Source organism: Streptomyces sp. NBC_01460 (assembly GCF_036227405.1).
Taxonomy (GTDB): domain Bacteria; phylum Actinomycetota; class Actinomycetes; order Streptomycetales; family Streptomycetaceae; genus Streptomyces.
In genome coordinates this window covers 119,057-143,515 of record NZ_CP109473.1, presented here as the reverse complement: position 1 = coordinate 143,515, position 24,459 = coordinate 119,057, and the positions used below count along the sequence as shown (strand labels likewise).

Below are 24,459 nucleotides of genomic sequence, written 5' to 3'. Positions count from 1 at the left end.
GGTGGGTGTGGTGGCAGTGGGCGGGCGTGGTCTCGGGGAAGACGGGGCTGCGCTGGCGTGAGACGCCGCGTCGCCCTGTAGGGCGCCCCGGCGGCACAACAGGCCCGCTGGGGCCGCTGAGACGCGTCTGGCGGCCTCTCAGGCCGTGTGCTGCGCCGGCCGGACAGGTAGTGCACCCGAGGCTCTTGGTCCCATTTGGGTTGCTTCAAGCATTCATCCACTTCACGGGGTTCCTCTGCGCTTCGGCTTCGCCGCCGAAGGCGCTCGCCGCCCTCACCTGCAGGCCCTGGGGTTAGACTTGCCCGCCCACCCCTACCGGAGGTCATCGCAGTGTTCCCCGCACGGGTATCCGCCGTTGCCCCGCTGGTTCCGGTGGTTCTCGCCCTGTCCGGCTGTTCTTCATGGGTCTGCACCGACACGACGGCGGAGCGCGGTGAGGCCGCTGTCAGGGTGCAGGTCGTGGACACGGATGGGCAGCCTCTCGGCTTCACAGCGGCGGTCGTTGACTGGAGCCTTGAGCCCCACCCGCAGACGCCCTCCGAAGGCGACCAGGTCCACTTCCGCTTCCGCTTCGACGGCGCCGATGAATATTCGGACCCCGCGGTGGACGCCTGCGCGGTCGACAAGCAGCGCGTGACGTTGGGATGTCAGACGGTTTCCTCGTCCCAGGCCTTCGGACGCTGGATCGCCGTCGAGCATCCTGAGCAGGTTGACGCAGTGCTGTTGATCCCCAACGACCAGTCCCACGACAGACGCACCTGCGAAGCCGACATCAAGGACGGGGGCGGGACGCATCCTCCGGAACCACCCAGCAGGGGGGACCAGCTGTAGGGAGGTCAAGGCAGTTGAGCGCGAGTCACGGATGTGTCGGCGCCCTAGGGTTTGCGCTGTTGGTGCGGGGAAGGCGGGGCGGCGCTGCGCTGGCCTCATGGGGGACTGCGGCGGCCCGATGGGCGCCGCAGCGACCAGGCACCGGGCGAGGCGCACTATCCCCTCCACTACCGGGCGCGCATGACTCCGACCTCTCCTCGCACAACCGCAGGTCAACCCCCGGTTTTCCCGTGGTGAGTGCTCAGACTTCCCCTCCTCTACCCGGCCTGACCTGCTGTGGGGGCGGGGTGGTGGTGGCTGGTGGGCGGGCGTGGTCTCGGGGAAGCGAGGGGACAGGCAGGACCAGTCGGTGTGAGGCTCCGACACTGCTGACCCAGACGTGGAAGGGTGCGATCTCCGACTCGGTCTCGGTCTGCTCCGAGCGGCTCTGCACGTCCTCCAGGCCCGACCACGCGATGGAGCCGGGCTCGCTGTCTGCCAAGAAGCCCTCGACGATCGGACCGAGATCGTCGGAAGCCACATAGGTACCGCCGAACGGCAACGCGTCCGGGGGCACGGAGCCGGTCGAGCACCGGAGCTGCCGGGCCTGTTCGTCGTGCCACACGTAGAACGTCGCCGCCCCGGAGAAGTTCAGACCAAGAATGCGCTCCTCCATGGCTGCAGCAGTCCACTCGAAGGCAGCCACCACCTCGGCGGCGGACAACGAGCCCCTGACCTCGTCCGCCGCATCCAGCGACCAGGTATGGGTCTCCCACTCCACCCGCCGGTCAGCAGGCTCCAGCACCAAGGGCTCGTCCGCCACCTCAGCAATCCACGTCAACAGCACAGCAGCAGTATCCCTGCATGGCTCAGGCCCCAACAGCCACCATAAGAAATGACGTCTTAGCTGTGCCATCTCATGACATTGGTTCCTTGTGGTCAGGCTTGGCGGGCGTAGGACGCAAGGCGATCGGCGAGCGCGGTGACGAGGTTGCGCAGTTCATCGGGGCGCTCGATGACGAACGGCCGGTCGAGTGAGGCGAGTACTGGAGGCAACCAGTCGAGCCGCTCCGCCCGCAGCTCGACGCGCAGCCAGCGCTCGGTCGCCCGGTCCTGGCCTGCCGTGGGCTCGTGCTCCTCCAGGCTCGCGACGCTGGCGGGAAGGTGGGCGCGGATGTGCTCAACTGTCCCGTGGATCCGCAAGGTCACCTCATGCCGGTACTCGGCCGTGGCGAACGCTGACAACACGCGCTGTGCCGGACCGGGACCCACGGGCGCTTCGAATGAGCCGGGCAGGGCCCGCGCGTCTGCGATGCGATCGAGCCGGAAGGTTCGGTCCTCGCCGATCTGTGTGTCCTTGCCCGGGACGTACCACCGGCCCGCATGGGTGACGATCCCGTACGCGTGCAGCGTGCGTTCGCTGCGCCGTCCGTCGCGGTCGGTGTAGCGGATCGAGACCGGTCGGCGGTGCTGCACCGCATCGGCGATGGTGAGCAGGACCCCAGCGTCCGGGGTGTCGGTCTCGCCGAGCTGATCCGTGAAGGCGAGAGCCTCCAGAAGTGTGTCGAGCCGACGGGCGATGTGTTTGGGAAGCACCCGCCGGATCTTCGCCGATGCAGTCTCGCTTGCCGTGTGCTCCGTCGTCGTCAGCCCTGCTCGGCGGCCGGCGACCAGGCCGAGCAGTACGGCCAGCGCCTCGTCGTCGCTGAGCATGAGCGGAGGCAAGCGGTACCCGGGAGCGAGCCGGTACCCGCCGTAGCGGCCGCGCACCGATTCGACGGGCACATCCAGGTCGATCAGCTGGTCCACATATCGCCGCACGGTGCGCCCTTCGACGCCGAGCCGGTCGGCTAGTTCGGCCGCCGTCCGGGTGCCGCCCGACTGCAGCAGCTCCAGGAGTGTCAGCACGCGGGCAGTGGGTCGGGGCATGTGCACAACCTAATGCGAATACAGGACCGATTCTGTCCACTATTTCTCCTAGCCTGCGCAGTGAACGCTTCCAGCACAGCCAAGGAGATCCCCATGGACTTCGTCTCGATCCGCATCATCACCAGCGACGTGGCGCGCCTCGTCGAGTTCTATGAGCGAGCCACGGGGGTGCGGGCGACGTGGGCCACCGAAGACTTCGCCGAACTCGACACCGTGGGCGCCACCCTCGCGATCGCCGGCACCCGGACCGTCCCGCTGTTCGCCCCGGGCTCTGCCCGCCCGGCGGACAACCACAGCGTGATCACCGAGTTCCTCGTCGACGATGTGGACCGCGTTCACCAGAACCTGATCGGCTTCGTCGCCGACTTCGTCACCGAGCCCACCACGATGCCCTGGGGCAACCGGTCGCTGCTGTTCCGTGACCCCGACGGCAACCTCGTCAACTTCTTCACCCCCGTCACCCCAGCGGCCATCGAAAAGGTCGCACGCTGACGCCACGCAAGCAGCCCGGGCTTCTGTGAGCGGTGTAGCCGGTCGGCGAGCGGGCTGGTCCGCGGCGGCGCAGGGGGGTATGCGGCGAGGCCGCTGATCGCGTCGCCGATGAACTTGGCCCCCAGGACCGTCAGCAGCACGGTCGTGATGGCGCCGTTGTGCGCGGCCATCCAGGTCTTCCAGGACTTCAGGACCCTGCCGACTTCTCTCCCGCGGTGAGGTAGACGCCGAGCGGCAGCAGCGCGCACAGCGAGCCGATCAGCACGAACAGCGCGATGGCGAGGGTCTCGCCTCCTGACGAGGCGGAGCTGCCCGCGATGGAGAGGGCGCCGGCGACGGCCAGTGCCAGGTTCTTGGGGTTGAGCGCGGACAGCGCGGTGGCCAGCCCTGCCGCCTTGCCCTAAGAGAAGGTGTCGATGGCCTTCATCCAGCCGGCAGCTCGGCTTCGCGTCGACGGCCCTTCCACTGCTTCAGGCCCAGAAGCACGAAGATCACGCCGGCCAGGAGCTTCACCCAGTACACCCAGGAGGCCGCCTCTCGCCCTGGTGTGCGTCGGCGCCGGAGCCGAGCAGGACGACGACGGTGCTCAGCACTGCCAGGGTCGCTGTCCAAGCGGCGGTGAAAGCGATGCCGTTCATCCGGCCGTGGGGTGTCGCCGGCATCAGTATGACGGCGATGACCGGCACCGGGCTGATGGCGATTCCGAGGGCCGGGGCGAGCATGTGTCCGATGGCGTCGCCCATGATCAGCCTGCCACGGTCAGGGCCGGCAGTTGCCAGGTGCCGTCCAGCACGGATGCGTGAGGACCGTAGATGCGGATGATGACGGAGAAGGGGCCGTCGGGGGCGGGCAGCCAGTTCGCGAGGTCCGTGAAAGCCCTGGAGGATGACATCACTGCGTGGATCGACACCTGGAACGAGAACCCGCGGCCCTTCACCTGGACCAAGACAGCCGACGAGATTCTCAACTCTCTCGCTGACTACCTCACTAACTGATCGTTTCAGAATGCCGCCCGGAGGTGCCGGAGACAGATGATGCCGCAGGCGAGTTGTAGTAGTCCGAGGTGGAGATCAGCACGCATCTCGTAGCGGATCCGGAGTCTCTTGAACTGGTGGAGCCAGGCGAAGGTGCGCTCGACAACCCAGCGGGTCTTGCCCAAGCCGGAGCCGTGAGGGGCACCGCGGCGGGCGATTTTGGGTGCTATGCCTCGGCGCCGGAGAAGTCGCCGGTACTTGTCGAAGTCGTAGCCGCGGTCGGCGTACAGCCGTTGCGGGCGATGGCGCGGCCGTCCGCGTAGTCCACGAATGCGTGGGATGGCATCGATGAGCGGGATGAGCTGGGTGACATCGTGTCGGTTGCCACCGGTGAGTGACACTGCGAGAGGTGTGCCCTTCCGGTCGACGATGATGTGGTGTTTGCTTCCTGGGCGGCCCCTGTCGACCGGCGATGGTCCGGTGTGAGCTCCCCCTTTCAGACTGCGGACGTGTGAACCGTCGATGGCACAGTCGTCCATCTCTAGCAGTCCGGCCTTTCGCAGCTCGGCGAGGATCGCAGCATGCAGGCGTGGCCAGACGCCGGCCTCGGTCCAGTCCCGTAGACGACGCCAGGCTGTGACCCCCGAGCAACCCATCTCCTGACGTGGCACATCACGCCAGGCTGCACCCGTGCGCAGGACGAAGAGAATGCCTGCCAGGGCGGTGCGGTCATCTGTCCGACGTCGTCCCGGATGCCGATTCCGCCGCTGCGGAGGGGGTGGCAGAATTGGAGCGATGCGGGCCCACAGGTCGTCGGGCACGAGATCTCTGATCACGTCGAGATCGTGGCGGAAGAAGTCCGACCGGCGGGTCTGTTCACAGCGAACTCGTCTGATGAGTGTGAGCGGACGGCAGGGATTCTGCAGCGCCCCGTGATCTGAAGCCCGGCTTCTTGCTACTTGCTCGTTTCTGAGACTGGGGTGGGCGAACGTGCTCGTCGTACTTGTTCCGGCAGCCGGGGCTGTCGTGTGGGCGGTAGCGCTGTTGGTGTCTGACGTGCGGAGTCGGCAGCGGCGAATCTCTCTGGAGGTCCCGTGTTCCGGGTATGGGCAGGGCCGGTTCTCCTCGGATGAGACGCGTTACCACTTGGGGCCGGTCGTGCACGAAGGGCGCGTGATAAAGGGCTCGCTATACGGGAAGAGGTTGCGGATCTCAGTCGGCCAGGCCGTGAAGGTGGAGCTCGACCCGCGAGAGCCGGCCCGCATGTATCTGCCGGACACCATGCCACTGTTCGCACACAAGGTGGCAGCCCTTTTGTACGGAGGGCTGGGAATCGCCCTGATTGGGGCTGCGTTGGCGATCAGCATGTGAGCTCATCAGCGTGACGGTGCGCGGGTTGGACTGCGGTGGTGCTCTGGCCATCACCTCCACGACGCGCTCCTGGCCGACTCCTCAGAGACGGCAGGCTCGGACATGTTTCCACCGAGAGCGACGGAGACCACGTCCGACCCTGCAGACAACGTCTGACTACGACGCCTCATTGTGAAACGGTCAGTAAGAGCTCGTAACACGATCTTGTTGATGTGGGCTGGTTGGGCGATACCGGTGTGACGAGGCGGCCGTTCGTGAGGGTGTGGGTACTCGACCGTGGATCGTGGACGATGAGTTGTGGGCGTTGATCGAGCCGTTGTTGCCGCCGTGGCCGGAGCGGTCTCCGGGGCCTCGGCCGGTGTCGGACCGGCTCTGTCTGCAGGGCATTCTGTTCGTCCTCTACAACGACATAGCTTGGCAACTTTTGCCGTTGGAGCTGGGCTTCGGCTCTGGGCAGACGTGCTGGCGTCGCCTGGACCGGTGGCAGAAAGCAGGGGCTTTCGACCGGCTGCACCGGGTCATGCTCGCCGAACTGAACGCGGCCGGCGAGCTCGACTGGTAACGGGCCTGCGTGGATGGTTCTCACATCCGCGCGAAAAAGGGGGCGCCGACACCGGTCCGTCGCCGGTCGACCGGCGGAAGACGGGCAGCAAGCACCATCTGATTTGCGACGGACGCGGCACCCCACTGAAGGTCATCACGACCGCGGCGAACGTCAACGACGTCACCCAGACCCTCGCCCTGGTCGACGGCATCCCGCCCGTCGCAGGGCGCCCCGGCCACCCCCGGCGCCGACCTGAATCCCTGCTCGGCGACAAGGGCTACGACTCCAACGCCCATCGCGACGCACTGCGGAAACGACGGATCCTGCCTGTCATCTCACGCAAGGGATCCCCGAACATCAAGGGCATCGGCAAGCTCCGCTACGTCGTCGAGCAGACCTTCGCCCTGCTCCACCAGTTCAAGCGGCTCGCCGTGCGCTGGGAACGCCGCACCGAACTCCACGACGCCTCCGTCTCTCTCGCCTGCAGCCTGATCTGCTTCAGACGCCTCAAGCAGTACCAGTCCTGAGCGGTGGTACCAGTTCAAGAAGTGCTCGGCACGCGCGAGCGGAGTCAGCCACGCAACGCGATGAAGAGCTGGTACCCGGTGACTCCAAGCCCGCCGCAGGCCATACCGAGGCCTACGACTGCCATCAGCGCCATCATGACCTGGCCGTACAGGGACTGGCGGGCGGAGGCGCGGCTGGGGTTGCGCGGGTCGTAACTGAGCTCCAGTTGCTGCCCGCCGGTCGGCTCCCGGTAGAAGTGCAGCCCGCCATCCTGGTCCACATACCGGTACACCTTGGTTTTGTCGGTGTAGTGGTCGAGTTCGGCCATCACCGTGATGCCGTGCTTGGGGAGGCGCAGCGCGTCGTACATGCCTCGTCCCAGCGTCAGAGCCATGAATGCCCCCGCGCACGCGAAGAGCTGAAAGAACGGCAGCGCGATCGCCCACGCCGGCTCACGGAGCACCGCCACTGTCACATCGATCACCGCGAAGACCGCGATCACGGCGACAACAAGATCGCGCTTCGAGGGCCTTCGGGGGTGTCCAGCAGGCACTTCGGTGATCAGCTCTTCGCCGTCGACGCGCGGTCCTTCGGCCGCTCTCTCGGGCAGGCGGGCCTCCAGGGCGGCACAGAACGCGGTCACGGCAGCGGCGCTGGCCTCGTGAACCGCGTACACGGCAGGAGGGCGGTCGGCCTCTGCAGTCGTCAGTACAACCTCGAACGAGCGGTCGAGGCTGCGGACCGCTTCGATGGCATCCAGCGGAATTCGTGTCACGCGCCCGTCCTGTTCCCACTGCACATAGTCGAGTCCGTCCCCGAAGCGGGCGGTGGCACTGCTGCCGCGCAGCACGAGGGATGGGAGGGCAGGCGTCGTCGTCATGTGCATATGACGGCTGAGATCAGCAAACGGTTGCCCACCGTCGTGGCAGGCGCACGCCACAGCCTTGGGGCAGAAGGCGGCTCCACTCAGCGCGCTGGGGCATCTTGGTCCCTGGCACCACCGGGCCATGACGATGATCCAGAAGCAAAGTCACGCACCCAACATCGGAGCCGTCCTTGCCAACTTCGATTACCGCCCTCAGCCCGCACGTGCTCGCCTAGCGCTGGCTCTGCCCCACCCGACCAGAACGCTTGAACAAGATCTTGTTACGAGCTCTAAGGTCGGAACCACCGGCCAGAAAACAGAGCAGAACTAAGTGAGCGTTTTGTTCTCCGGTGTCTGTTTCATTTGGTCTAGGTGCCGCGCCAGTTGAGGGTGGCTTCGTGGGTGAGGCGGCGGGTCATGAGGTTGATGGCGGCCAGTTGGATCATGGCGGCTGATCGGTGGGGGTGGGTTTCGTAGTCGCGGGCCAGGCGGCGGTGGTGCATGAGCCAGCCGAGGGTGCGTTCGATGACCCATCGGCGTGGCTGGACGTGGAAGCCTCGGGTGGTGGGGTTGCGTTGGACGATCTCGAGGTCGATGCCGAGTCGGGCTGCGTGTTCGACGGCTTTGGTCTTGTAGCCGTTGTCGGCCCAGGCTTTGGTGACGGTGGGGTGGAGTGCGGCGACGTTGGTCATGAGCTGGGTGCCGGCCGCGGAGTCGTGGACGCTCGCGGCGGTGACGGCGACGGCCAGGAGGAGGCCGAGGGTGTCGGTGACGATGTGCCGTTTGCGTCCGATGATCTTTTTGGCCGGGTCGATGCCTTGGCTGGTGAGGGGGACGGTGGCGGAGGTCTTGATGCTCTGGCTGTCGATCAGGCAGGCGCTGGGCTGGCTGGCGCGACCTTCGGCCTTGCGGACTTTGCCGCGGAGGATGTTGGTGAGCTGGTCGAAGATGCCGTCGGCTTCCCAGCGGGCGAAGTAGCCGTAGACGGTCTGGTGGGGTGGGAAGTCGTGGGGGAGGTAGCGCCAGGGCATGCCGGTGCGGTCGACGTAGAGGATGGCGTTCATCAGGGTGCGTAGGTCGTGGGTGGGCTTGCGGATGCCGGCGCGGGCTTGGCGCCAGGCTTCCAGGGTGGGCGGATGAGTTCCCAGCGGGCGTTGGACAGGTCGCTGGGGTAGGACTGTGAGGGCTGCATGATGCCTGGGTACGTGGCTGCAGCCGACGTGGGCAGGGCGTGTGCGAGGCATCCGGGGCACCGGGGCGCGGGTTCGCAGACCCGCGTGAACCAGGTTGCTTCTGAATGAGACGGGATCTCTCATCGGAAACCCGGCGCATTACTGGTCCACGAATTGCCGCATAAGCTACTTCTCGGGCGATCACCGCTCAGGCGACCACGCTTGACCGCTCAGAAACACGGTCAAACACCTGATATGCGAACAAAACGCTTAATAAGAGGATGTCTCACGTGGCGGTTCGTTGATGCGGCATTGAGCCGAAGCGCGGTAGTTGTCACCAAGGCCGATAGATTGTCACCCGGGGACGCCTGCTGGAACTTGCAGTGCTTCGGGCCGTGGCCCGCCGGCACAGCCAAGGACTTCTATCGCTGAAGAGTTCAGGAAGATCGTGAACACCGACGACCTGTCCACGGAATCAATCAAACCAGTACGAAGAAGCTCTTCCCCGTACTGCCGGAGGATTTCGACGGTGTCGGCAAGGCCCTCGATCGTGTGGCCACGGCGGGCAGCTGAGCGGATGCGGCGTCCGAACACCCCCGCGTGGCGGTTGGCGGGAACCAGACCGTCAAAGACGACGAAGGTCCCCCCGGCAATCAAGGTTTCACGCGCAGGTCCGCATGCCTGGGTCTGTTCGCGAAGCATGGCGATGAGCTCCTCGCGAGGAATGCTACGCACCGGTACCCGTTCAACCCAGGCGTCGCCCATGTGTGACAACCGCAACGCCTCTCTGGTGACAGACCGGCTGATTCGAACTGCTCTTTGCGCAGGCTATCTGGTGCCTGCGGTGACAACGACTGAGCCTCCACACGGGCATGATGCTGATTCGTGAGGGTTGATCTGTCGCGTCGGCTCGTTCCCGACGAACTGTGGGAGCTGTTCGCTCCATTGATGCCGAAGTTTGTCTCCCGCCCGCAGGGCGGTGGTACTGCTCCGGTGGAGGAACGGGCGGTGTTCGCCGCTGTGGTGTACGTGCTGACGAGTGGGTGTGCCTGGCGGCATTTGCCGGAGTCCTTCGGTGTCTCGCCGGCGACTGCGCACCGCCGGTTCAGCGTGTGGGCCGCGGCCGGGTTGTGGCGCAGGCTGCACCGGGCGGTACTGGACGAGCTCGGCTCCAGAGGCGATCTGGACTGGTCGTCCGCGATCGTCGACGCCGCGTCGGTACGAGCTAATAGGGGGGCTCGCTGACCGGACCGAATCCGGTCGATCGTGGCAAGAAAGGCAGCAAACTGCATGTGCTGTCCGAGGCCCAGGGCCTGCCGCTGGCCGTCGCGGTGTCGGGGGCGAACATGCACGACAGTCAGGCGTTCAAGCCGCTCATCCTGGGCATACCAGCCGTCCGATCCCGGCGCGGACCCCGTCGGCGGCGGCCGGGGAAGATCCGCGCGGACAAGGCCTATTACTCCGCCGAGCACCTGCGCTGGCTCCGCAGCCGGAACCTCGTCCCACGGATCGCCCGCCCCGGCATCGAGTCCGGCGAGCGGCTCGGACGGCACCGCTGGAAGATCGAGCGGTCGATCTCCTGGCTCTTCGGATACCGCCGCCTCACCGTCCGGTACGAGCGAAAAGGCAGCCACTTCCTCGCCTTCCTCGGCCTCGCAGCAGCCCTCACCTGCTACAAGAGGCTCGCGAGACTCACCACGTGAGACATCCTCTAACCCTCAGGATTTCTGGCGCATCACACTAGAGGTGCAGGACGCCGTGCAGGCCCCGGCCGCGTCGTGGGTGGACCCTTGTGCTGTGCCGGCGGTGGCGACGTACGCTCGGACACATGAAGCGACCCCTGGCACTTTCCCTGCCAGGGGTCGCTTCGTTGGTGGTGGGTCACGTCTAGCGATCAGCCAGAGGACCGTTACGGCGTCCAGGATCCACGGGCAGGTGCTCGCACCACCATGAATGCCGGAATGCTGTCACCGGTTACGGACTGCCGGCATGTTGCTGAGAGGTCGCTTACGAGCTTTTGTGGCGGATGGACCAGACAATTGTAGCCACTACGCCAGCCAGCGCAAGGGCATATGCCGCAAATTGAATCTTTTCCCCGATGGTCATTGCCCCGAACACGCATTCCCCTTTGTGGAGAATGACACGGTGTGCGTTCACCCAGAACGTTTCGATTTTCCAGCGGCCAGAGCCGACCGTGTGCAGTGGCACCCCACGGTCGGCTCTCTAACACGGTAAAGGCTTTTTCCTCAGGAGACTACTACTTGAGGTAGCCGCCCTTGAAGCCGGCCTGGTCGGCCCACACGCGCTGGCGGGCGTCCCAGTCGAAGCCGGCCCACGTGCCCTGCCAGACCGTCTCGGCATGTGCGTTGTTAGCCGGGTTCGCCGAAATCCACTTCGAGACGACGCCGTGCGAGAAGTCGGAGAACGGGACGAAGTTCTTGTGCGAGGCGAACCCGCTGTACACCTTGCTCACTCGCGAGGACGAGTACCGGTAGTTGACGCCGACCGTCACGCGAGTGACCTTGACTCCGAAGATCTTGTCGTAGACGGAGTAGGTGATCGTCTTGTCCTTGTACGTCACCGAAGGGTCGGACAGATCGTCATCGGGGTCGGGGGCAGCAACGTTGTCCTTGACGTCGATTTCTGCGGTCAGGACGACGTCTCCGCCTTCCGTCTCCTTCGTCATCTGGGTCTCGAAGTTTTCCTCGTCGATCACGCCGCCGGCGGTGTCCGAGAGGAAGTCCCCGAGCTCCTGGCCGCGCTGCGGGTCATTCAGGAGATCCATGAAGCTCTCCTGGTCGCTGCTTGAGAGCTCCTGGAAGTCACCCAGCGTCTCGCTGGCGCCGTCGACGCCGAACTCGACCTGGTTGTTGAGGTACTCCTCGTAGCCGGCCGGGGTCGTGATGTCTGTGGCGGAGGCGCTGGTGGGGAGGGCCACGATCGTCATCGCAGCTGCCGCAGCAGTGGCCAGGCCGACGATACTCGTGCGCGAGGTCTTTGCGATTCTAGACATGTTCAGGTCTCCGTTACTGGTTTTTGAGAAAAGCATGAAATGCAGCAGAGAACGTACGCTTTAAAAAAGAGGGGTGATTTTACCCCTAAATAGCCCCCGCCCCATTTTCGCGGTTCACCTTTCGCGAAAGTGTCCCGCTTGAAAAGAGTCTTCCACAGGAACTGCCCATGCGCGACAATGTTTTACATCTTCTGAGCTTTACTTGAGCATCGAGGGGCCGCGATCGCTGAAGTGTGAGGCTCGCGCTATGTGTAATTGCGACAAACGGCGCACGAGGTGCTGATGTTGCGCGTAATGATGTGCTCAATATATGGACATGGTGCAAACGCGAGTAAGCGCCCGACCGGTGAAGACCAGTCGAGCGCTTACTCAAAAAACGGAGGCCGTCTATATGCCTTCGAATAGGGGACTTGTGTGCGTGAAGCCCCGGCTAGAAGGCAAGCGACCATTCGTTGAGGCTGCCTGAAGCTCCTGCGGAAACATCTTCAACGCGTAGCCCCCAGGTGCCGGCCGCCGGTGCCGCACTGGCGTCGACGGTGTACACGTGCTTGAGGTTTCCGCCGGACTCCAGTTCAGAGTCCGCCTTCACCAGGTGCAGTGCACCGCTGGGGTCGACGAGGTAGATCTCCACGTCGCCAAGCCAGTCATGTGTGGCGTCGACGTAGACCCTGAGCTCCTTGGGCGCGTTGCCCGTGATCCCCTTCACGACAGTGGAGGATGTCAGAGCTCCGGGGTCCGGGAGTGCGAGGTTTGCCTGGTTCTCGAAGGCAGGGAACGTCAACGACCATCCGTTGAGGGTCCCGGTAGCACCCGTGGAGGTGTCCTGAACCTCCAGCCTCCAGGTGCCCGCGGCCGGAGAAGTGCTGGCATCGACGGTGAACGTACCTGTGGCATCAGCGGTCGAGGACGTCGACTTGACCAGGTACGACTTGCCGTTCGGGTCAATGAGGCTGATCTTGAGGTCCCCGACCCACTCATGCGTGATGTCGGTGTGGACCTGCAGTGCAGCAGATGCCTTCCCAGAGAAGCCATCAACCGTGATGTCGGAGTTGAGCCTTCCCAGATCCGGGATGGCGGCTGCGCCGGTCTTCTCGAACGAGGGGAAGGTCAGGGACCAGCCGGCGAGTATGCCGACGCCTCCGCTGGACCTGTCCTCAACGCGGAGTTTCCAGGTCCCCTTCGCCGTGGAGGTGCTGGCGTCAACGGTGTAGGTGCTGTCGATCGTGCCGCCGTTCTGCGTTCCCTCCGAAGCCTTGAGAAGGTAGGACTTACCGGCGGGGTCGATCAGGTTGATCTTCACCTCTCCCCGCCAGTCATGCGTTGCGTCGACGTGCACCTGCAACGCCTTCGGCCCCTTGCCAGGTATATCCGTCACCGTGATCGGCGAATGGATGGCGGCCAGGTCGAGGATCGCCATGTCCGCATTGTTGATGATGGTGCTAGGGCGCGGCTTGGCATCGGGAGCAGGGGGCGGTGTGGGGTCGGCCCCGCCGACAGCTCGGCCGATGTCGATCCGGGGGACCGCGATTCCCGTGTCGGTGTCCGTGACCGTCTGCCCGGTGCTCTTCAGTAGGGCCTCGAGTTCAGTGATGCTCTTCTCGGGATACTTCTGACGGAGCACAGCGAAGGCTCCGGCCACGTGCGGCGCGGCCATGGACGTGCCGTCCATGGAGTTGAACTCGCGGTTGGGAACCGAGGAGATGATCGCGTTGCCGGGCGCGAAGAAGTCGAGCAGAGCGCCCCGGTTGGAGAAGGAGGAAACTTCGTCGTCGTCGTTGCTGGAACCGACGGCAATTGCCGACGCCACACAGGCGGGGCTGTTGACGGAGCCACTGAGCGCGTTATTTCCGGCAGCGGCGACAGTAGCGACGCCGACGCTGAGCAGACGGTCAATCACCGGCTTGCGGGCATCCTTGTCGCACGCGACGGAGTGCACCCCACCGCCGAGGCTGAGGTTGGCAGCCACGACAGGTGTTCCGGCTTGCTGCAGCTGCCAGACCTTTTCCAGGCCTGCAATCTGTGAACTAGCGAAACTCTTGACGCACGGCACAGGCTCAGCGCCGCAGTACTGCTCCGAGTTGAACTTGCTGAAGACCTGGATGGCGATGAGGTTCGCTCCGGGGGCGACACCCGACGCAGGGGCTCCGGCTACGCCTGTGCCGTTGCCTGCGGCAATGCCGGCCACGTGCGTTCCGTGGTCGCACTGAGCGATGGTCGCGCAGGGTCCGGTATCTACGCTGGCCGAGCCTGCACCTTCCTGCTGCGCACTGCCGTTGGGGCACAAGCTGGTGGAACCGTAGGCCGGATCGTTAGAGGAGAAGCACGCCTCCGCGATGACCCGGTCCTTGAGGAAGGGGTGACTGGTGGAAACGCCGGTGTCCAAGATGGCGATGGCACTGCCCGCGCCGGTCATCCCCGACTTGATGGCTTTGTCGCCGCCGATCAGGGGCACGCTTTCGTCCAGGGACGGCGACACGGCAAGGTCTTCCGTGACGCTGACGACCCCGGGCTGCGTCGACAGTTCCTCCAGGCCGCCCGCGTCCACCTTGAGGGTGACCACGGGAAGTACGTCGAACGCCTGCACCGTCTCACCAGCGGTTGCGGCACTTGCCACGTCAGCGCGCTCTTCGGTGACGACATTGACGCGGATCTTCCCGCCGGCTGAGGTCGCGTCATACAGAGGCGGGTCGATCGGGTCAGTCTCGCCGGCTGCGGTTGCGGCAACGCTCGACGCCGGGGCGGCGTGCGCTGGCAGCCCCCCGAGGGTGACGGCCATCATCGCGATGGCTGCCACCGTCCATATAGGTCTCTTCATATCGCTCTCGAGAAGTAGCGGGCGCGGTTCAGCCCGCAAAGATGGCTGGAGAGGTGGTCCCCAGGTCAAGTAGTGGAGCGAGAGCGCTTGCGCTTCTCGCCCAATTCGCCTAAAAACGTGCAGAGTTCATCAAAGTGATCAGTGCGCTGTTGGGTGACCGGATGCGCGGACCGGCCCCGCGACTACTGGCGTTTGCGGCCTGTGCGTGTTGCGGCGGTTGCGGCAAGTGACGGCAGCACGGCAGGTCGTTCAGCTCTGCGCATGAGCCCCCCCTGGCGCAGATCGACTGGCTTGAGCGTTGCGGACATTAGGCCGCCCTTGATCCTCGCCGCAAGCCCTCAAAACTTCGCTATTGAGGCGTTTGTTCGGTTGCAGAAGCGAGGCGGCGCAGGCTGGGCGTCGTCCCGCAGGGCCGCATCGAGCGAGCCTTCGGGCTCAAATCCGGCCGCACTGCAGCGGGGGGAGCTGCGCTGCGGCGTCAAGGGCGGATCAGGTGAGGTCTTGGCTTGCGCTACTGCGCAGATGCAAAGTGACTGGCCTGCTGCGCGGTGTCATGTGATTCAAGACACTGCATATGCCGCTTGCGGTTGCCGAACCTGCAGATATCTTCAGCATGTGCACGATCAGTGTAGGAATGATGGAAGCCTCAGCTCAGCGGATCTCTCTCGCTTTGCCCGAATCGCCTTCGGTGCCCTGCGGTGGCTCGTCGCTATCGTGACGGTAGCTGTGACGGCGTGGATCGTCTGGGCCGTTGTCATGGCCGGAGGCGGCGTCACACTTGTAATCGTCGCTGCTGTCCTGGTCGCCCCAGGAGCTCTGATGTACGTGTGGTCTCGCCGGCGAGCGGTGGAGGCGAGGTCGACACCCTCCGCTCATCAGCTGACTGACGTCTGACACGTCTCCCGACACCCCGCGCGCGACCACCTCTCCCTCGGTCCGTACTCTCCGGAGCTTCGACCATCTCCTACGTGTGGGGTTGGCTCAGTGGGCTGCTTTTGGGACGGGGTGGAGTCGGTTGTTCCGGGAGGGCTCTGGAAGCTCGTGGATCCGTTGATCCCCCTGTTGAAGGAGCGGCCGCAGGGCGGCGGGACGCAGGGGGCGCCTGCTGAGACGCTGTTTGCCGCGATCGTCTATGTCCTGGCCCGCCAGCGGGTGCCTGGCGGGCTATGCCACCGTGCTTCGGAATCTCCAAGTCCACGGCCCATCGCAGGTTCCTGATCCGGTCTCTGGGGGCCGGTTCTCCCATCCGATCTTGCAAGGCCTGGTCGCCGCCGACCTGTCGACCTACCCCATGTGGTTCTGGGCCCCGCACACGTGAGGGCAAGAGAAGGTGCGACCTCACAGGTCCGACCCTCTTGGGCGAGGCAAGCCGGGTTCCAAGAAGTTCGTCCTGTCGGACGCGAACGGACCGCCCCTTCTCGTCGGCCCCTCCGCGGCAAAGACCCACGACAGCCTCTCGCTGAATCCATGATCGCGGGTCACCAAACGAGACACGAACCCCACCGCGGACGCTGCTTCAAGCCTCCAGCGCGGACAAGACGTCGTCATTGGCGGCATTTGCCTTGATCGACCTTCTGTTTAATTGACAACATGTGATCATTCATTGACCATGCCAGATGATCCCGGCTTCGGGGCTGCCGAGTGCTTCCCCCCTCCTCCCGGCACGCCGAGTGAACTCATCCTGGGCACAGAGCTGTTTCCCCCACGCCCAGTCAGGATCTCCTGTCGTTTTCCGTAGAAGAGGCGCTACTTCATGTCGCGACGCACCACACTGCAACTAGCCAGTCCGCTGGCCCTCGTCCTTGCCGTCTCGATCGGTGGCACCGCTGCCGCCCATGACGGCGGCAAGGGCTGGGACAACCACGACACCAGCGGTTACACCATGCCCCAAGCCCTGCCGGGCGGAGTTGAACCCACTGACGCAAACTGCGCCTTCCTGTCCGGCGGGGAGCCGTGGACGGCCAAGGAAGGTCTGGCACACCTCACGCCTGGCGCGGACGGCAAGATCAGCCTCGACGTCAAGGGCGACGGCGGTGCCTGCACCGTATCGCTGGCCTCCTACCGGGCCCACGGCTCGACATGGGCCACCTCAGGTCTGCAGATCCTCACCGATTTCGCCACGGCCACCGTGGCCGACGGCGGTACCGGAACCCTCACGATCGCGGTGCCCGACGCCGGCTGCTTCGCTCAGATCGACCTCTACCACGGCAGCACCCGCTACGACGGTGGAACGGGAACCGGCCACGGCCCCGCCCCCGACGGCCCGAACAAGCCTGTCATCGGAGACAAGCTGATCGCGGCCTGGAACGGCCCCACCGGCGGCAAGGACTGCACGGCTGAGACCACGCCGAGCACCACGGCCCCCACCACACCGGCCGTCACCACACCCGCCCCGGCGACCTCTTCCGCGTCCGCGATACCGTCCACAGCACCGAGCACGCCGGCCACCTCTGCGACGCCCACGCCGACGGCGACCACCAGTTCCGCGGCGCCCGCGCCCCAAGGCGGAGACGAGTCACTGGCCACCACCGGAAACAGCGGCACCGGTCTGCTGGCCGGCGGAGCCGCAGCCCTTCTGCTGGCGGGCGGCGGCCTGTTGGTCGCCCAGCGTCGGCGCACGGCTGCTCGCACCAAGTAAGCAGCCCCGGCTCTATCACGCGCGTCCCGGTGGAGGGCCCTGCGCCCTCCACCGGGACGACCGAAGCCGGCGCGCTGCACCGGGCCCGTGCCGAGAAGTCCGGCCGCCCGTTCGCCGTAAGGCGGCTATGGACGCCACCAACGTCTACGAGAAGGTCTTCGCGTCCAAGAACCCGATGCTGGCGTGGCCTGGGGACCCGAGCGACCGCACGGTCAGCTCCATGCAGAACGGCCTGGCCACGTACGCGCCCGGAGTCAACATGACCGTCCGCAACACTGCCACTCATGTGGCCTCCGACGAGATGACTGCCCAGCAGGCACTGGAACGGCTCGCCACCTTGAGCCTCCTTGCGGGCTGGATCGACGAGTTGGAAGGCCCCATCTGACTTGCACCCAGCAGCAGGTGGTGAATGAGATAGCGCGCCGAGACGTACAGCCGCCTGCTGTGGACGACCTTGAACGCTTCGAGGAGATGCTTCTCGATCAGCTCGCCGAGGCCGGACTACCGACTGACGGAGTACTGGTGGAGCTGTTGGAACGCGAGCAGGCACTCGCGAGCCTCGGAGGTGCTCTCCGGCGACTGCCCATGGAAGATCGCGGCCGGTCGGTGTACGTGAGCAAGATGATCACTGCGGCGGCCGCCGGACTCTTCGACGCGGCGCTCAACTGCCTGTGGAACGAGACGGTCGGCGAGCTTCGACGGCGCGTAGCCGGATACGACCTGGCATACTTCTTCGACATCGCCGTTCCGTCACACGACCGACGAAAGCACCTATCGACGGAAGACGACCTGGTCAAGGTCGACGACATCGACCTCCTGCGCGCAACGCGCGAGATCGGACTGCTCTCCGCCACCGGCCAAGCTCAGATTGACCACATCCGCTACATGCGGAACTAGGCCAGCGCCGTCCATCCCAATCAGGTGGAGCTCACCGGCATGCAACTCGCTGCCTGGCTGGAGACGTGCGTCCGGCAGGTCATCACCCTGCCCTACGACACCATCACCGCCGAGACCGGCAAGCTGCTGGCCAACATCAAGAAGGACCAGCTGGGCCCGAGCGAGGTCAAGAACACCACGGCGTTCTTCGAGGACCCTCCCGCAGACCGCGCGGACGCACTCGGTGCCGGCCTGTTCGGCCCCTACACCAACACCGGCCGCACACCGGTTGTCGCTGACAACGTCCTCCTGCTGTGGCCGGAGCTTTGGCCAGAGACACGCTCTAGTCGCACCGCCCGGTGTGCCAGCGCTGCCACCTGGGCAGTGGTCGTAGTCGGCCCGGCTCGCGCCTCGGATACCGTGTTCCTCTACGGGGTGCCACAACGGATGTGACGCCCCCCACCGGAGGTAGTCAGCGTATGAGTTCGAAGCGCAGCAAGAATCCAGCCCTGCCCGTACTTGACGACGCATTCCGACTCGCGTCGGTCAAGGACGCCGAAGAGTCCACCCGTGACTTGGCCGCGCGGCTGGCCACCACCGAGCTGCGCCGCGCTTCCCACCCGGGCCGGGTCACCTGGGAGCCCACCGATCAGGCCGAGCCGGTACCGGTCCCACCGACTGTGGTCGACGGTGACGGGGACCTGTGGCTGCGGGACCGGGGCACTGGTACCTGGACCATGCCCGAGTTCAACCCGAAGGAGTTCCCGGCCCGCTGTGGCGAGGTTCTGTCGTGGAACCAGCTTGCCCGCGAGTTCGGCCCGCTTACCGGACTGGCCGACGACCGCCGCATCGGCGGCGGCCGGCGCTGACCGTGCAGTCGCCTGGGATGACTGCGCCCCTGAAGCGCCCGTTACGGGTAGCTAGGAGCTCCAGCTCGCTTCCACCCAGACCTCGACGTCCTCCACCTGCTTCCGGGCGACCTCGACCCACTGGCCCAGGTGATCGCATACGGCGTCGTCGTCCGGGCCACCGGAAAGGTCGCGGGGCAACGCACCGCACCTGGTGGTGTGGGCATTGGCGATCTCGGCACCGTCGTTCAGGCCGAGCCAGATCACGGATTTCGACAGGTCGCGGACCTTGGTGAACTGGCAGCCCAGGCAAGCCACGTAATGCCGGTCCGGCGAGTCCGGCGTGTAGACGAAGACGACTGCGTGGGCCTGGTTGTAGTACCGCTGGGCAACGCTGACGCCCGCAGGGCTCCATGTCTCCCCGCACTCCGGCCACCGCATATGGACAGGATCATCAACCGGCGTGGCGGGCGCGGGCCGGCGGGTGAAGAGGCTGAACGCCATGGTGTGGCTCCTTCAGGGCGGGGTGTGGTCGCGTAGGCAGAGCTGCGCCCCTGGCCGGTTGCTCTTTGGCGGCAAAAGGGTGCGCGGTGGCCGGTCGGCCTGCCCGGTCCTCGCCTGCTGAGCGAGGACCAGACGGAGCGCCCGGGGGTCAGTGCGGGAGGCGGGTGAACGTTGCCAGGCTTGTCGCGGTCGTCGACCGGTGAGCTGGGTGCCGGATCGTGGCGTGGATGGAGAGCTCGTGTCGGAACTCCGGACGGAAGACTGGGGGAGCGGCGGGGTAGTTGTGGGCCACGGGACGCAGGCTCAATCCGCGCAGGGCGAAGGCGGGCGTCATGGTCCAGGCCAGGACGCCGATCCCGATGGCGACGACGCAGTTGTCTGCCGGCGTTGCGGACCACACCATGACGACCGAGGCGCAGTCCTGGAGAGTGTGAACGTGATGCGGGCGCCGGTGTTGTATGAGGAAGCCACCGACCAGCCCGAACAGCTCGATTGCCTGCCAGGCTGTGTAGACGGCGGTGGTACTGAGGGCGAAGCTGGCGGCGGGGTACGTGCCGATGTGGTGGACGTAGCTGAGCGCTGACTGTGACCAGCCAACTCATCTCGCTGGACACCGGGGCCAGGAGAATGGCCGCATGACCGTCTTTCGCTGTGCCAACTGTCAGCAGCCTCTCACCAGCGAAGTGCTGCCAGGTGAACCACCGAGGGGTATTGAGCGGCCGCCGGGGCACGAGGTCATTCCGTCTCGGATGGCCCCTGGAACCTTCAGCAGCCGGTCGGGGTCCAGGTACGGCACGGAGCCGACGGAGTAGATCAGGTCGTAAGGATCGGCGTCGCGCAGATGGGTCACGGCGTCAGAGCACACCAGGTGCAGACCCGGGGCGTCCCGGTAGCGGGTGAGGGCACGCTGGTGCTGGGCGGGGGAGGCATCCGCGGCGGTGACGTCGGCGCCCCGGGCCGCGAGGTGAGCGGCGTGCCGGCCAAGGCCGCTGCCAAGGTCGAGGACGCGCAGCCCGTTCACGTCACCGAGGGCTTCGATGCCGGGACCGACCTCCCGGATGCCCCAGTCCCACCGGTCCAGCTCGGTCAGCTCCAGCCCTCTGGCCAGTTGGTGGGCGCCGTAGACGTTCCAGGTCTCGACGGTGTCCGATTCAGAGGTCACGAGGTTCTCCATCAGATCGCGGGCGGCGGGGATCAGGGGCGCAGTGCGTAGCAGCGCAGGACGTCGAGGCGGCGGTCTGGACGGTGGCCCAGCCCGCGGTGAGGATCTCGGCCTGGGTGGCGGTGATTCCAAGGCCTTGCAAGGGGTCGTTAGCGGCGCGGCGCTCGGAGATCTCGATTACCACCCAGAAGGTCCCGCCCGGGGCAACGAGGCGGCGGACGCGGTCGAGGACGGCGGACGCGGTCGAGGACGGCGGCTTTGTCGTCGATCCACAGGTAGACCAGGGTGACGACCGCGTACGCCGGTTCCGGCAGGACACGGAGGTCGTCGGTGGTGATGTCTATGCAGGGACCGGTTCGTGACCGGGCCCGGGGTCCTGGGCGGCGGCGAGGGCGACGGCGCTGGGGGAGTAGTTGATGCCGGTCGTGCGGTAGCCGAGCCGGGCGAGGCGTCGGGCAAGCGAGCCGTCGCCGCGGCCGATGTCGAAGGGCGGGGCGTTCGCGGCCGGGGCGGAGGTGGTCTTCCAGCAGCCCGTACTCGGTGTCGTCGAGCTGCCGGTAGGGGCGGCCCTGGGGCCAGAGCCGCTCCCGGTAGGTCACGGCCTCGGTGGACGCTGTGGTGAGGGGGCTCCTTCACGGGCGGGCGGCACGGAGGCGCGGGCGTTGACGGCTTCGGGTTCGGTGCTGTGCATGGCGCTCCTTGGCGTCGGGGAAGTGGCGGGGCCGCGCTGGTGTGCGCGGCCCCGCGTGGACCTTTGGTGGGGGCCGCGGGTCAGCGGTCCTGGGCGAGGGCGTACAGCTCGCCGAGCAGACTTCCCTCGGTCGCGACGAGTTCGTCGAAGGTGCCTTGCTCCCGGACGGTTCCCTGGTCGAGGACGATCACTCGGTCGGCCATCCGGACGTTGTCGAGGCGGTGGGTGACCACCACGGTGATCCGGTCCGAGGCCATGGCCCGCAGCTCCCTGAAGATCTGGTGCTCCCCTCGGGCGTCCATCTCGCTGGTCGGCTCGTCCAGGACGAGCACGGCCGGCTCTCTGTACATCGCCCGCGCGCAGGCCAGCCTCTGCCACTGCCCGCCGGACAGCTCGTGGCCGCCCCACACGGACCGGGCGAGCAGCGTCTCCAATTCCTTGGGGAGATCACGCAGGGCCTTGGTCATGCCGACCCGTTCGGCCGCGTCCCAGATCCGCTCGTCGCCGTGCTCACGGGGCTGGCCCAGGGTGATGTTCTCCCGGGCGGCGAGCGGCCAGTGCCCGTTCTTCTGCGGCACCAGGCCCACGTGCCGCCACACCGACTCCGCGTCGGCCCCGGCCAGGTCGGTGTCATCCCACAGGACCTTGCCCTTGGTCGGGACGGTCAGTCCGGTCAGCATGCGGATCAGCGTGGACTTGCCGGCGCCGTTCTCCCCGACGAGGGCGACAACTTCGCCACGGTTCAGGGTCAGGGTGATCGGCTGGACGGCCGCGCCCTCCTTGCTCGGGTAGGTGTAGGAGGCGCCTTCCAGGCGGATCTGCTGCGGAGGCTTGGCCCGCGTGGTGCCGCGCGCCGTGGTCATGGCGCGGACCTCGTCGACGAACTCGTAGTAATCGGAGAGGTAGAGCCCGTGGTGGAACATGACCGTCGAGTACCGAATGATCGAGTTCAGGGCGCGGCCGGCGGTCTGCGAGGCGACGACCGCGGTGCCCGCGATTGCGGTCGTCATGGCCCCGGCGAGGACCAGACCGGCGAGTGAGGCCCACATGCCGAGGGTGAACAGTCCGCCGAGCGAGGCGGCCAGCAGTGTGATCCGCAGATACGGGCGGGCCCCGGCGACCTCCCGCATCTCGACCCGGTCACACATGGACCGGTACCAGAAGTGCAGGTAGCCGCGCATGGTGTTGGCGCGGAGCTCGTCGGCGAGCTCGGCCGTCGTCAGCCACCAGCGCATCATTCCTCGGACGTTGCGGGCGGAGATGGTCCGGTCGTGGACGCGGTAGTCGACCCGGGCGGCGATCACGCCGCCGAGACCGCGGGGGACGACGGACAGCAGCAGCACCCCGAGGAGCAGTGGGTGCAAGGTGGTGAGTACCACGGCAGCGGAGGCGAGCTGGACGAATCCGTTGGTGAGGGTCTTGGAGTCGTCGGCGAGGTCGACGGCGCGCAGCGCGCCGATCTCCGCCGCCTGGCTCCGGTCGCTGAACCCTTCCGCGTCGTAGGCGGCGAGTTCGGCCCGCATGTGGAGATCCACGAGCTGCAGGTCCGCGGCGGAGGCGATCTTCGGATTCAGGCGCCGGGTCGCCCAGTCCGCGAGGATCCACATGGCCGCGCCGGTGGTCATCGCGACGACGGCGACGGTGAGCGCCGGCCACGCATGGGACAGGCCCTGGCGGGGGTCGTCGATCATCAGCTGCGGCAGGGCCTTCGCGACTGCGGTGAGCATCACGGCCGTGCCGATGCCGGACAGCAGCTGGCACACGACAATCGTCATGGCCATGTGCCGGTCGACGCTCCAGGCCAGGCGGGCCGTCTGGATGAGGGCCGCGGGGATGCGGCGGGCCATGTCCCACAAGGTGGCGTCGTCCATCGCCCGCCGGTGTTTGCGTCCGGTGTAGTCGAGCTCCGGGGGTGCCGAGGGTTGCGGAGCGCCTGCCCGCGCGGCCGGGAGGGACGCCGTCTCGCTGCCCATGTGTGACGCGTCGACGGCCGGGGAGTCTGTCCGGTCGTGCGGTGCGGTCATGCGAACACCCCCGCCATCAGCCGGTCCAGGGTCCGCCGCCCACGTGCGGTGAGGTGGGGGTCGTCGAGCTTCGGTCCCCAGACCAGGCAGCTTGCCGCGTCGATCGCCGCGAGGCATTTCAAGGCGTGCTGCTCCTCGGCGGTGAGGTTACGGCCGTAGCCCTGGAGGCAGGCGGCGCGCAGGTCGGGCCGGGCTGTCCAGGTGGAGCAGGCCATCAGCACGAAGTCCTGCACGGCGGTCGCGGCCCGGGAGCGCTCGAAGTCGATCCAGCCGGCCTGCTGCCGGGCGGTCGACCACATGAGGTTGCGGTCCCACGCGTCACCGTGGATGTACGCGAGCGGCAGCGGCGGCAGGGCCCGCAGCTCCTTGGCCAGCTGGCGAACGAGCCTCTGCTCCGGCGGGGTCAGTAGTCCTCCGGCCGCCGCCAGGTGTCCCTCGGCGCCGTTGGCCTCGGCCTGCATCGCCTTCTCTGCCTCGGCCCGTCGAGGACCGTTGAGGTCACCGGCCGTGTGGAGGCGGGCCAGCAGGGCGCCGCCGTGCCGGTGCGCGCGGGCTTCCTCCACGGGCGAGAGTTCCAGTTCCTTGAGCGGCCGTCCCGGGACGGCGGTCAGCAGCAGTGCTAGATCCTTCGCGTTCGAGGCGCGCAGCTGCGGCGCACCGCCGGCGCCGAGGGCCGGTGCGGCACTTCGGAGCGCGAGCGTCTCGCGCTCGTACTTCACGGCCTTGGAGGAGATCTTCAGGTAGTAGCGGGCCGCCCCGCGCAGGTCGAGCCGCCAGACGCGGGAGTTCTCGCACGGATGGCTGACGTCCGTGAAGGCGGGACGGGCGCCGAGTTCGCGGCTGGCCCACGCGAGCAGGGCGGGGGGTGGAGTAGCCGGGGTGGTCATGCCCCCCACCCCGATGACGGTCGTGATGCTGCAGCGAACAGGGCGCGGCGGACGTCTACGGGCCGGCGATGCGCGAGGGCCTCGGCGGCCGCAGCAGGAGGGTTCTCGAGAACAGGGTGAAGGGTGATCAAGCGGACGGGATTCACGGTTTCTCCTCGGTTCGGAACGGGTCAGAGCACCCGGACAACGGACCTGATCGCAGGGCCGCTACGGGCAGCCACGGGCGACGAGTCGAGTGAAGGTTCGACGCCGGGACGCGGACGGCAAGCGCCGTCTGCGTGGGCGGCTCCTCTCGCTTCGTTCGATTCACACGTACGGGGAAGGCGGCGAGACGGTC

23 protein-coding genes and 4 pseudogenes are annotated in these 24,459 nt (G+C 66.5%); 11 read left to right on the top strand and 16 right to left on the bottom strand.

Annotation, left to right across the window (positions count from 1 at the left end; all coding sequences use genetic code 11):
• Positions 1-330: 330 nt before the first annotated feature.
• Entirely contained in the window at positions 331-831 is a 501-nt protein-coding gene (locus OG488_RS00700) for a hypothetical protein (RefSeq protein WP_406460318.1), read from the top strand.
• 241 nt (positions 832-1,072) lie between these two features.
• Here OG488_RS00700 and OG488_RS00695 read toward each other — a convergent pair whose 3' ends face one another.
• Together OG488_RS00695 and OG488_RS00690 are read right to left on the bottom strand one after the other, a co-directional pair.
• Positions 1,073-1,633: a hypothetical protein gene (locus OG488_RS00695; RefSeq protein WP_329224861.1), complete on the bottom strand. Its 561-nt coding sequence runs from the start codon at positions 1,631-1,633 to the stop codon at positions 1,073-1,075.
• 116 nt (positions 1,634-1,749) lie between these two features.
• Positions 1,750-2,739, bottom strand: a complete 990-nt coding sequence (locus OG488_RS00690; RefSeq protein WP_329224860.1) for a helix-turn-helix transcriptional regulator — start codon at positions 2,737-2,739, stop codon at positions 1,750-1,752.
• Positions 2,740-2,832: 93 nt separating this feature from the next.
• Here OG488_RS00690 and OG488_RS00685 point away from each other — a divergent pair, with 93 nt between their 5' ends.
• The gene (locus tag OG488_RS00685; RefSeq protein WP_329224858.1) at positions 2,833-3,231 is read left to right on the top strand and encodes a VOC family protein; all 399 of its coding nucleotides are present in this window, start codon (positions 2,833-2,835) and stop codon (positions 3,229-3,231) included.
• Positions 3,232-3,418: 187 nt separating this feature from the next.
• Here OG488_RS00685 and OG488_RS00680 read toward each other — a convergent pair whose 3' ends face one another.
• From OG488_RS00680 to OG488_RS00670, 3 genes are all read right to left on the bottom strand, one after another.
• On the bottom strand, positions 3,419-3,574 hold the full coding sequence (locus OG488_RS00680; protein ID WP_329238325.1) for a hypothetical protein: 156 nt from the start codon (positions 3,572-3,574) through the stop codon (positions 3,419-3,421).
• 166 nt (positions 3,575-3,740) lie between these two features.
• Positions 3,741-3,974, bottom strand: coding sequence for a GAP family protein (locus OG488_RS00675; protein ID WP_329224856.1), 234 nt, complete (start codon positions 3,972-3,974; stop codon positions 3,741-3,743).
• Between the two features lie 2 nt (positions 3,975-3,976).
• Positions 3,977-4,123, bottom strand: coding sequence for a hypothetical protein (locus OG488_RS00670; protein ID WP_329239317.1), 147 nt, complete (start codon positions 4,121-4,123; stop codon positions 3,977-3,979).
• On the opposite strand from OG488_RS00670, the pseudogene OG488_RS00665 reads away from it, so the two are divergent.
• Positions 4,098-4,226 (top strand): annotated as a pseudogene (locus OG488_RS00665) (IS630 family transposase); the annotation flags it as partial. The gene OG488_RS00670 and the pseudogene OG488_RS00665 overlap by 26 nt on opposite strands.
• 5 nt (positions 4,227-4,231) lie before the next feature.
• Here the strand turns inward: OG488_RS00665 and OG488_RS00660 are convergent.
• On the bottom strand, positions 4,232-5,041 hold the full coding sequence (locus tag OG488_RS00660; protein ID WP_329224854.1) for an IS5 family transposase: 810 nt from the start codon (positions 5,039-5,041) through the stop codon (positions 4,232-4,234).
• 815 nt (positions 5,042-5,856) lie between these two features.
• Here OG488_RS00660 and OG488_RS00655 point away from each other — a divergent pair.
• Positions 5,857-6,647: pseudogene (locus tag OG488_RS00655) on the top strand (IS5 family transposase).
• Positions 6,648-6,691: 44 nt separating this feature from the next.
• Here the strand turns inward: OG488_RS00655 and OG488_RS00650 are convergent.
• The 3 genes and pseudogenes from OG488_RS00650 to OG488_RS00640 form a co-directional block, all read right to left on the bottom strand.
• Positions 6,692-7,507, bottom strand: a complete 816-nt coding sequence (locus OG488_RS00650; RefSeq protein WP_329224852.1) for a DUF3592 domain-containing protein — start codon at positions 7,505-7,507, stop codon at positions 6,692-6,694.
• 353 nt (positions 7,508-7,860) lie between these two features.
• Positions 7,861-8,684, bottom strand: a pseudogene (locus tag OG488_RS00645) (IS5 family transposase).
• Positions 8,685-9,018: 334 nt separating this feature from the next.
• Positions 9,019-9,429 (bottom strand): hypothetical protein, encoded by a 411-nt coding sequence (locus tag OG488_RS00640; protein WP_329224851.1) that lies wholly within the window; start codon positions 9,427-9,429, stop codon positions 9,019-9,021.
• A 120-nt stretch (positions 9,430-9,549) separates the two neighbouring features.
• Between OG488_RS00640 and OG488_RS00635 the strand changes: the two genes are divergently transcribed.
• Positions 9,550-10,367 (top strand): IS5 family transposase gene (locus tag OG488_RS00635; RefSeq protein ID WP_443074193.1). Its coding sequence is split into 2 segments (ribosomal slippage): positions 9,550-9,897 and positions 9,900-10,367, totalling 816 coding nucleotides; the frame shifts between segments, so codons are not numbered across the junction.
• A gap of 554 nt (positions 10,368-10,921) precedes the next feature.
• Here OG488_RS00635 and OG488_RS00630 read toward each other — a convergent pair.
• Both OG488_RS00630 and OG488_RS00625 read right to left on the bottom strand, forming a co-directional pair.
• A complete protein-coding gene (locus OG488_RS00630; protein ID WP_329224847.1) occupies positions 10,922-11,677 on the bottom strand; it encodes a hypothetical protein in 756 nt (251 codons plus the stop codon).
• Between the two features lie 430 nt (positions 11,678-12,107).
• The gene (locus OG488_RS00625) at positions 12,108-14,471 is read right to left on the bottom strand and encodes a proprotein convertase P-domain-containing protein (RefSeq protein WP_329224845.1); all 2,364 of its coding nucleotides are present in this window, start codon (positions 14,469-14,471) and stop codon (positions 12,108-12,110) included.
• Between the two features lie 1,026 nt (positions 14,472-15,497).
• On the opposite strand from OG488_RS00625, the pseudogene OG488_RS00620 reads away from it, so the two are divergent.
• The 6 genes and pseudogenes from OG488_RS00620 to OG488_RS00595 form a co-directional block, all read left to right on the top strand.
• Positions 15,498-16,016 (top strand): annotated as a pseudogene (locus tag OG488_RS00620) (transposase); the annotation flags it as partial.
• 229 nt (positions 16,017-16,245) lie between these two features.
• Positions 16,246-17,130: a hypothetical protein gene (locus OG488_RS00615; protein WP_329224843.1), complete on the top strand. Its 885-nt coding sequence runs from the start codon at positions 16,246-16,248 to the stop codon at positions 17,128-17,130.
• Between the two features lie 127 nt (positions 17,131-17,257).
• Positions 17,258-17,515 carry a TIGR02391 family protein gene (locus OG488_RS39180; protein ID WP_406460305.1) on the top strand — a complete coding sequence of 86 codons (258 nt, stop codon included), beginning with the start codon at positions 17,258-17,260 and terminating at the stop codon, positions 17,513-17,515.
• 59 nt (positions 17,516-17,574) lie between these two features.
• Complete coding sequence (locus tag OG488_RS00605) at positions 17,575-18,027, top strand: hypothetical protein (protein WP_329224841.1); 453 nt, start codon at positions 17,575-17,577, stop codon at positions 18,025-18,027.
• A 39-nt stretch (positions 18,028-18,066) separates the two neighbouring features.
• Positions 18,067-18,459 carry a hypothetical protein gene (locus OG488_RS00600; protein ID WP_329224839.1) on the top strand — a complete coding sequence of 131 codons (393 nt, stop codon included), beginning with the start codon at positions 18,067-18,069 and terminating at the stop codon, positions 18,457-18,459.
• 26 nt (positions 18,460-18,485) lie between these two features.
• Positions 18,486-18,875, top strand: a complete 390-nt coding sequence (locus OG488_RS00595; RefSeq protein WP_329224837.1) for a hypothetical protein — start codon at positions 18,486-18,488, stop codon at positions 18,873-18,875.
• A 51-nt stretch (positions 18,876-18,926) separates the two neighbouring features.
• Here the strand turns inward: OG488_RS00595 and OG488_RS00590 are convergent, their stop codons facing one another.
• The 5 genes from OG488_RS00590 to OG488_RS00570 form a co-directional block, all read right to left on the bottom strand.
• Positions 18,927-19,358: a hypothetical protein gene (locus OG488_RS00590; RefSeq protein ID WP_329224835.1), complete on the bottom strand. Its 432-nt coding sequence runs from the start codon at positions 19,356-19,358 to the stop codon at positions 18,927-18,929.
• Positions 19,359-20,019: 661 nt separating this feature from the next.
• Entirely contained in the window at positions 20,020-20,520 is a 501-nt protein-coding gene (locus tag OG488_RS00585; protein ID WP_329224833.1) for a class I SAM-dependent methyltransferase, read from the bottom strand.
• Between the two features lie 340 nt (positions 20,521-20,860).
• Positions 20,861-21,001 carry a methyltransferase domain-containing protein gene (locus OG488_RS00580; RefSeq protein WP_329238320.1) on the bottom strand — a complete coding sequence of 47 codons (141 nt, stop codon included), beginning with the start codon at positions 20,999-21,001 and terminating at the stop codon, positions 20,861-20,863.
• 290 nt (positions 21,002-21,291) lie between these two features.
• The gene (locus tag OG488_RS00575; RefSeq protein WP_329238317.1) at positions 21,292-23,184 is read right to left on the bottom strand and encodes an ABC transporter ATP-binding protein; all 1,893 of its coding nucleotides are present in this window, start codon (positions 23,182-23,184) and stop codon (positions 21,292-21,294) included.
• Positions 23,185-23,231: 47 nt separating this feature from the next.
• Entirely contained in the window at positions 23,232-24,122 is an 891-nt protein-coding gene (locus tag OG488_RS00570; RefSeq protein WP_329224830.1) for an aminoglycoside phosphotransferase family protein, read from the bottom strand.
• Positions 24,123-24,459: the final 337 nt, after the last annotated feature.

Coding starts and splice junctions, on each gene's coding strand:
- OG488_RS00590 (WP_329224835.1), bottom strand. CDS start 19,358: ATGGCGTTCAGCCTCTTCACCCGCCGGCCCGCGCCCGCCACGCCGGTT.
- OG488_RS39180 (WP_406460305.1), top strand. CDS start 17,258: ATGGACGCCACCAACGTCTACGAGAAGGTCTTCGCGTCCAAGAACCCG.
- OG488_RS00675 (WP_329224856.1), bottom strand. CDS start 3,974: ATGGGCGACGCCATCGGACACATGCTCGCCCCGGCCCTCGGAATCGCC.
- OG488_RS00570 (WP_329224830.1), bottom strand. CDS start 24,122: ATGACCACCCCGGCTACTCCACCCCCCGCCCTGCTCGCGTGGGCCAGC.
- OG488_RS00615 (WP_329224843.1), top strand. CDS start 16,246: ATGTCGCGACGCACCACACTGCAACTAGCCAGTCCGCTGGCCCTCGTC.
- OG488_RS00595 (WP_329224837.1), top strand. CDS start 18,486: ATGAGTTCGAAGCGCAGCAAGAATCCAGCCCTGCCCGTACTTGACGAC.
- OG488_RS00575 (WP_329238317.1), bottom strand. CDS start 23,184: ATGGGCAGCGAGACGGCGTCCCTCCCGGCCGCGCGGGCAGGCGCTCCG.
- OG488_RS00630 (WP_329224847.1), bottom strand. CDS start 11,677: ATGTCTAGAATCGCAAAGACCTCGCGCACGAGTATCGTCGGCCTGGCC.
- OG488_RS00600 (WP_329224839.1), top strand. CDS start 18,067: ATGCAACTCGCTGCCTGGCTGGAGACGTGCGTCCGGCAGGTCATCACC.
- OG488_RS00670 (WP_329239317.1), bottom strand. CDS start 4,123: ATGTCATCCTCCAGGGCTTTCACGGACCTCGCGAACTGGCTGCCCGCC.
- OG488_RS00650 (WP_329224852.1), bottom strand. CDS start 7,507: ATGACGACGACGCCTGCCCTCCCATCCCTCGTGCTGCGCGGCAGCAGT.
- OG488_RS00640 (WP_329224851.1), bottom strand. CDS start 9,429: ATGGGCGACGCCTGGGTTGAACGGGTACCGGTGCGTAGCATTCCTCGC.
- OG488_RS00690 (WP_329224860.1), bottom strand. CDS start 2,739: ATGCCCCGACCCACTGCCCGCGTGCTGACACTCCTGGAGCTGCTGCAG.
- OG488_RS00685 (WP_329224858.1), top strand. CDS start 2,833: ATGGACTTCGTCTCGATCCGCATCATCACCAGCGACGTGGCGCGCCTC.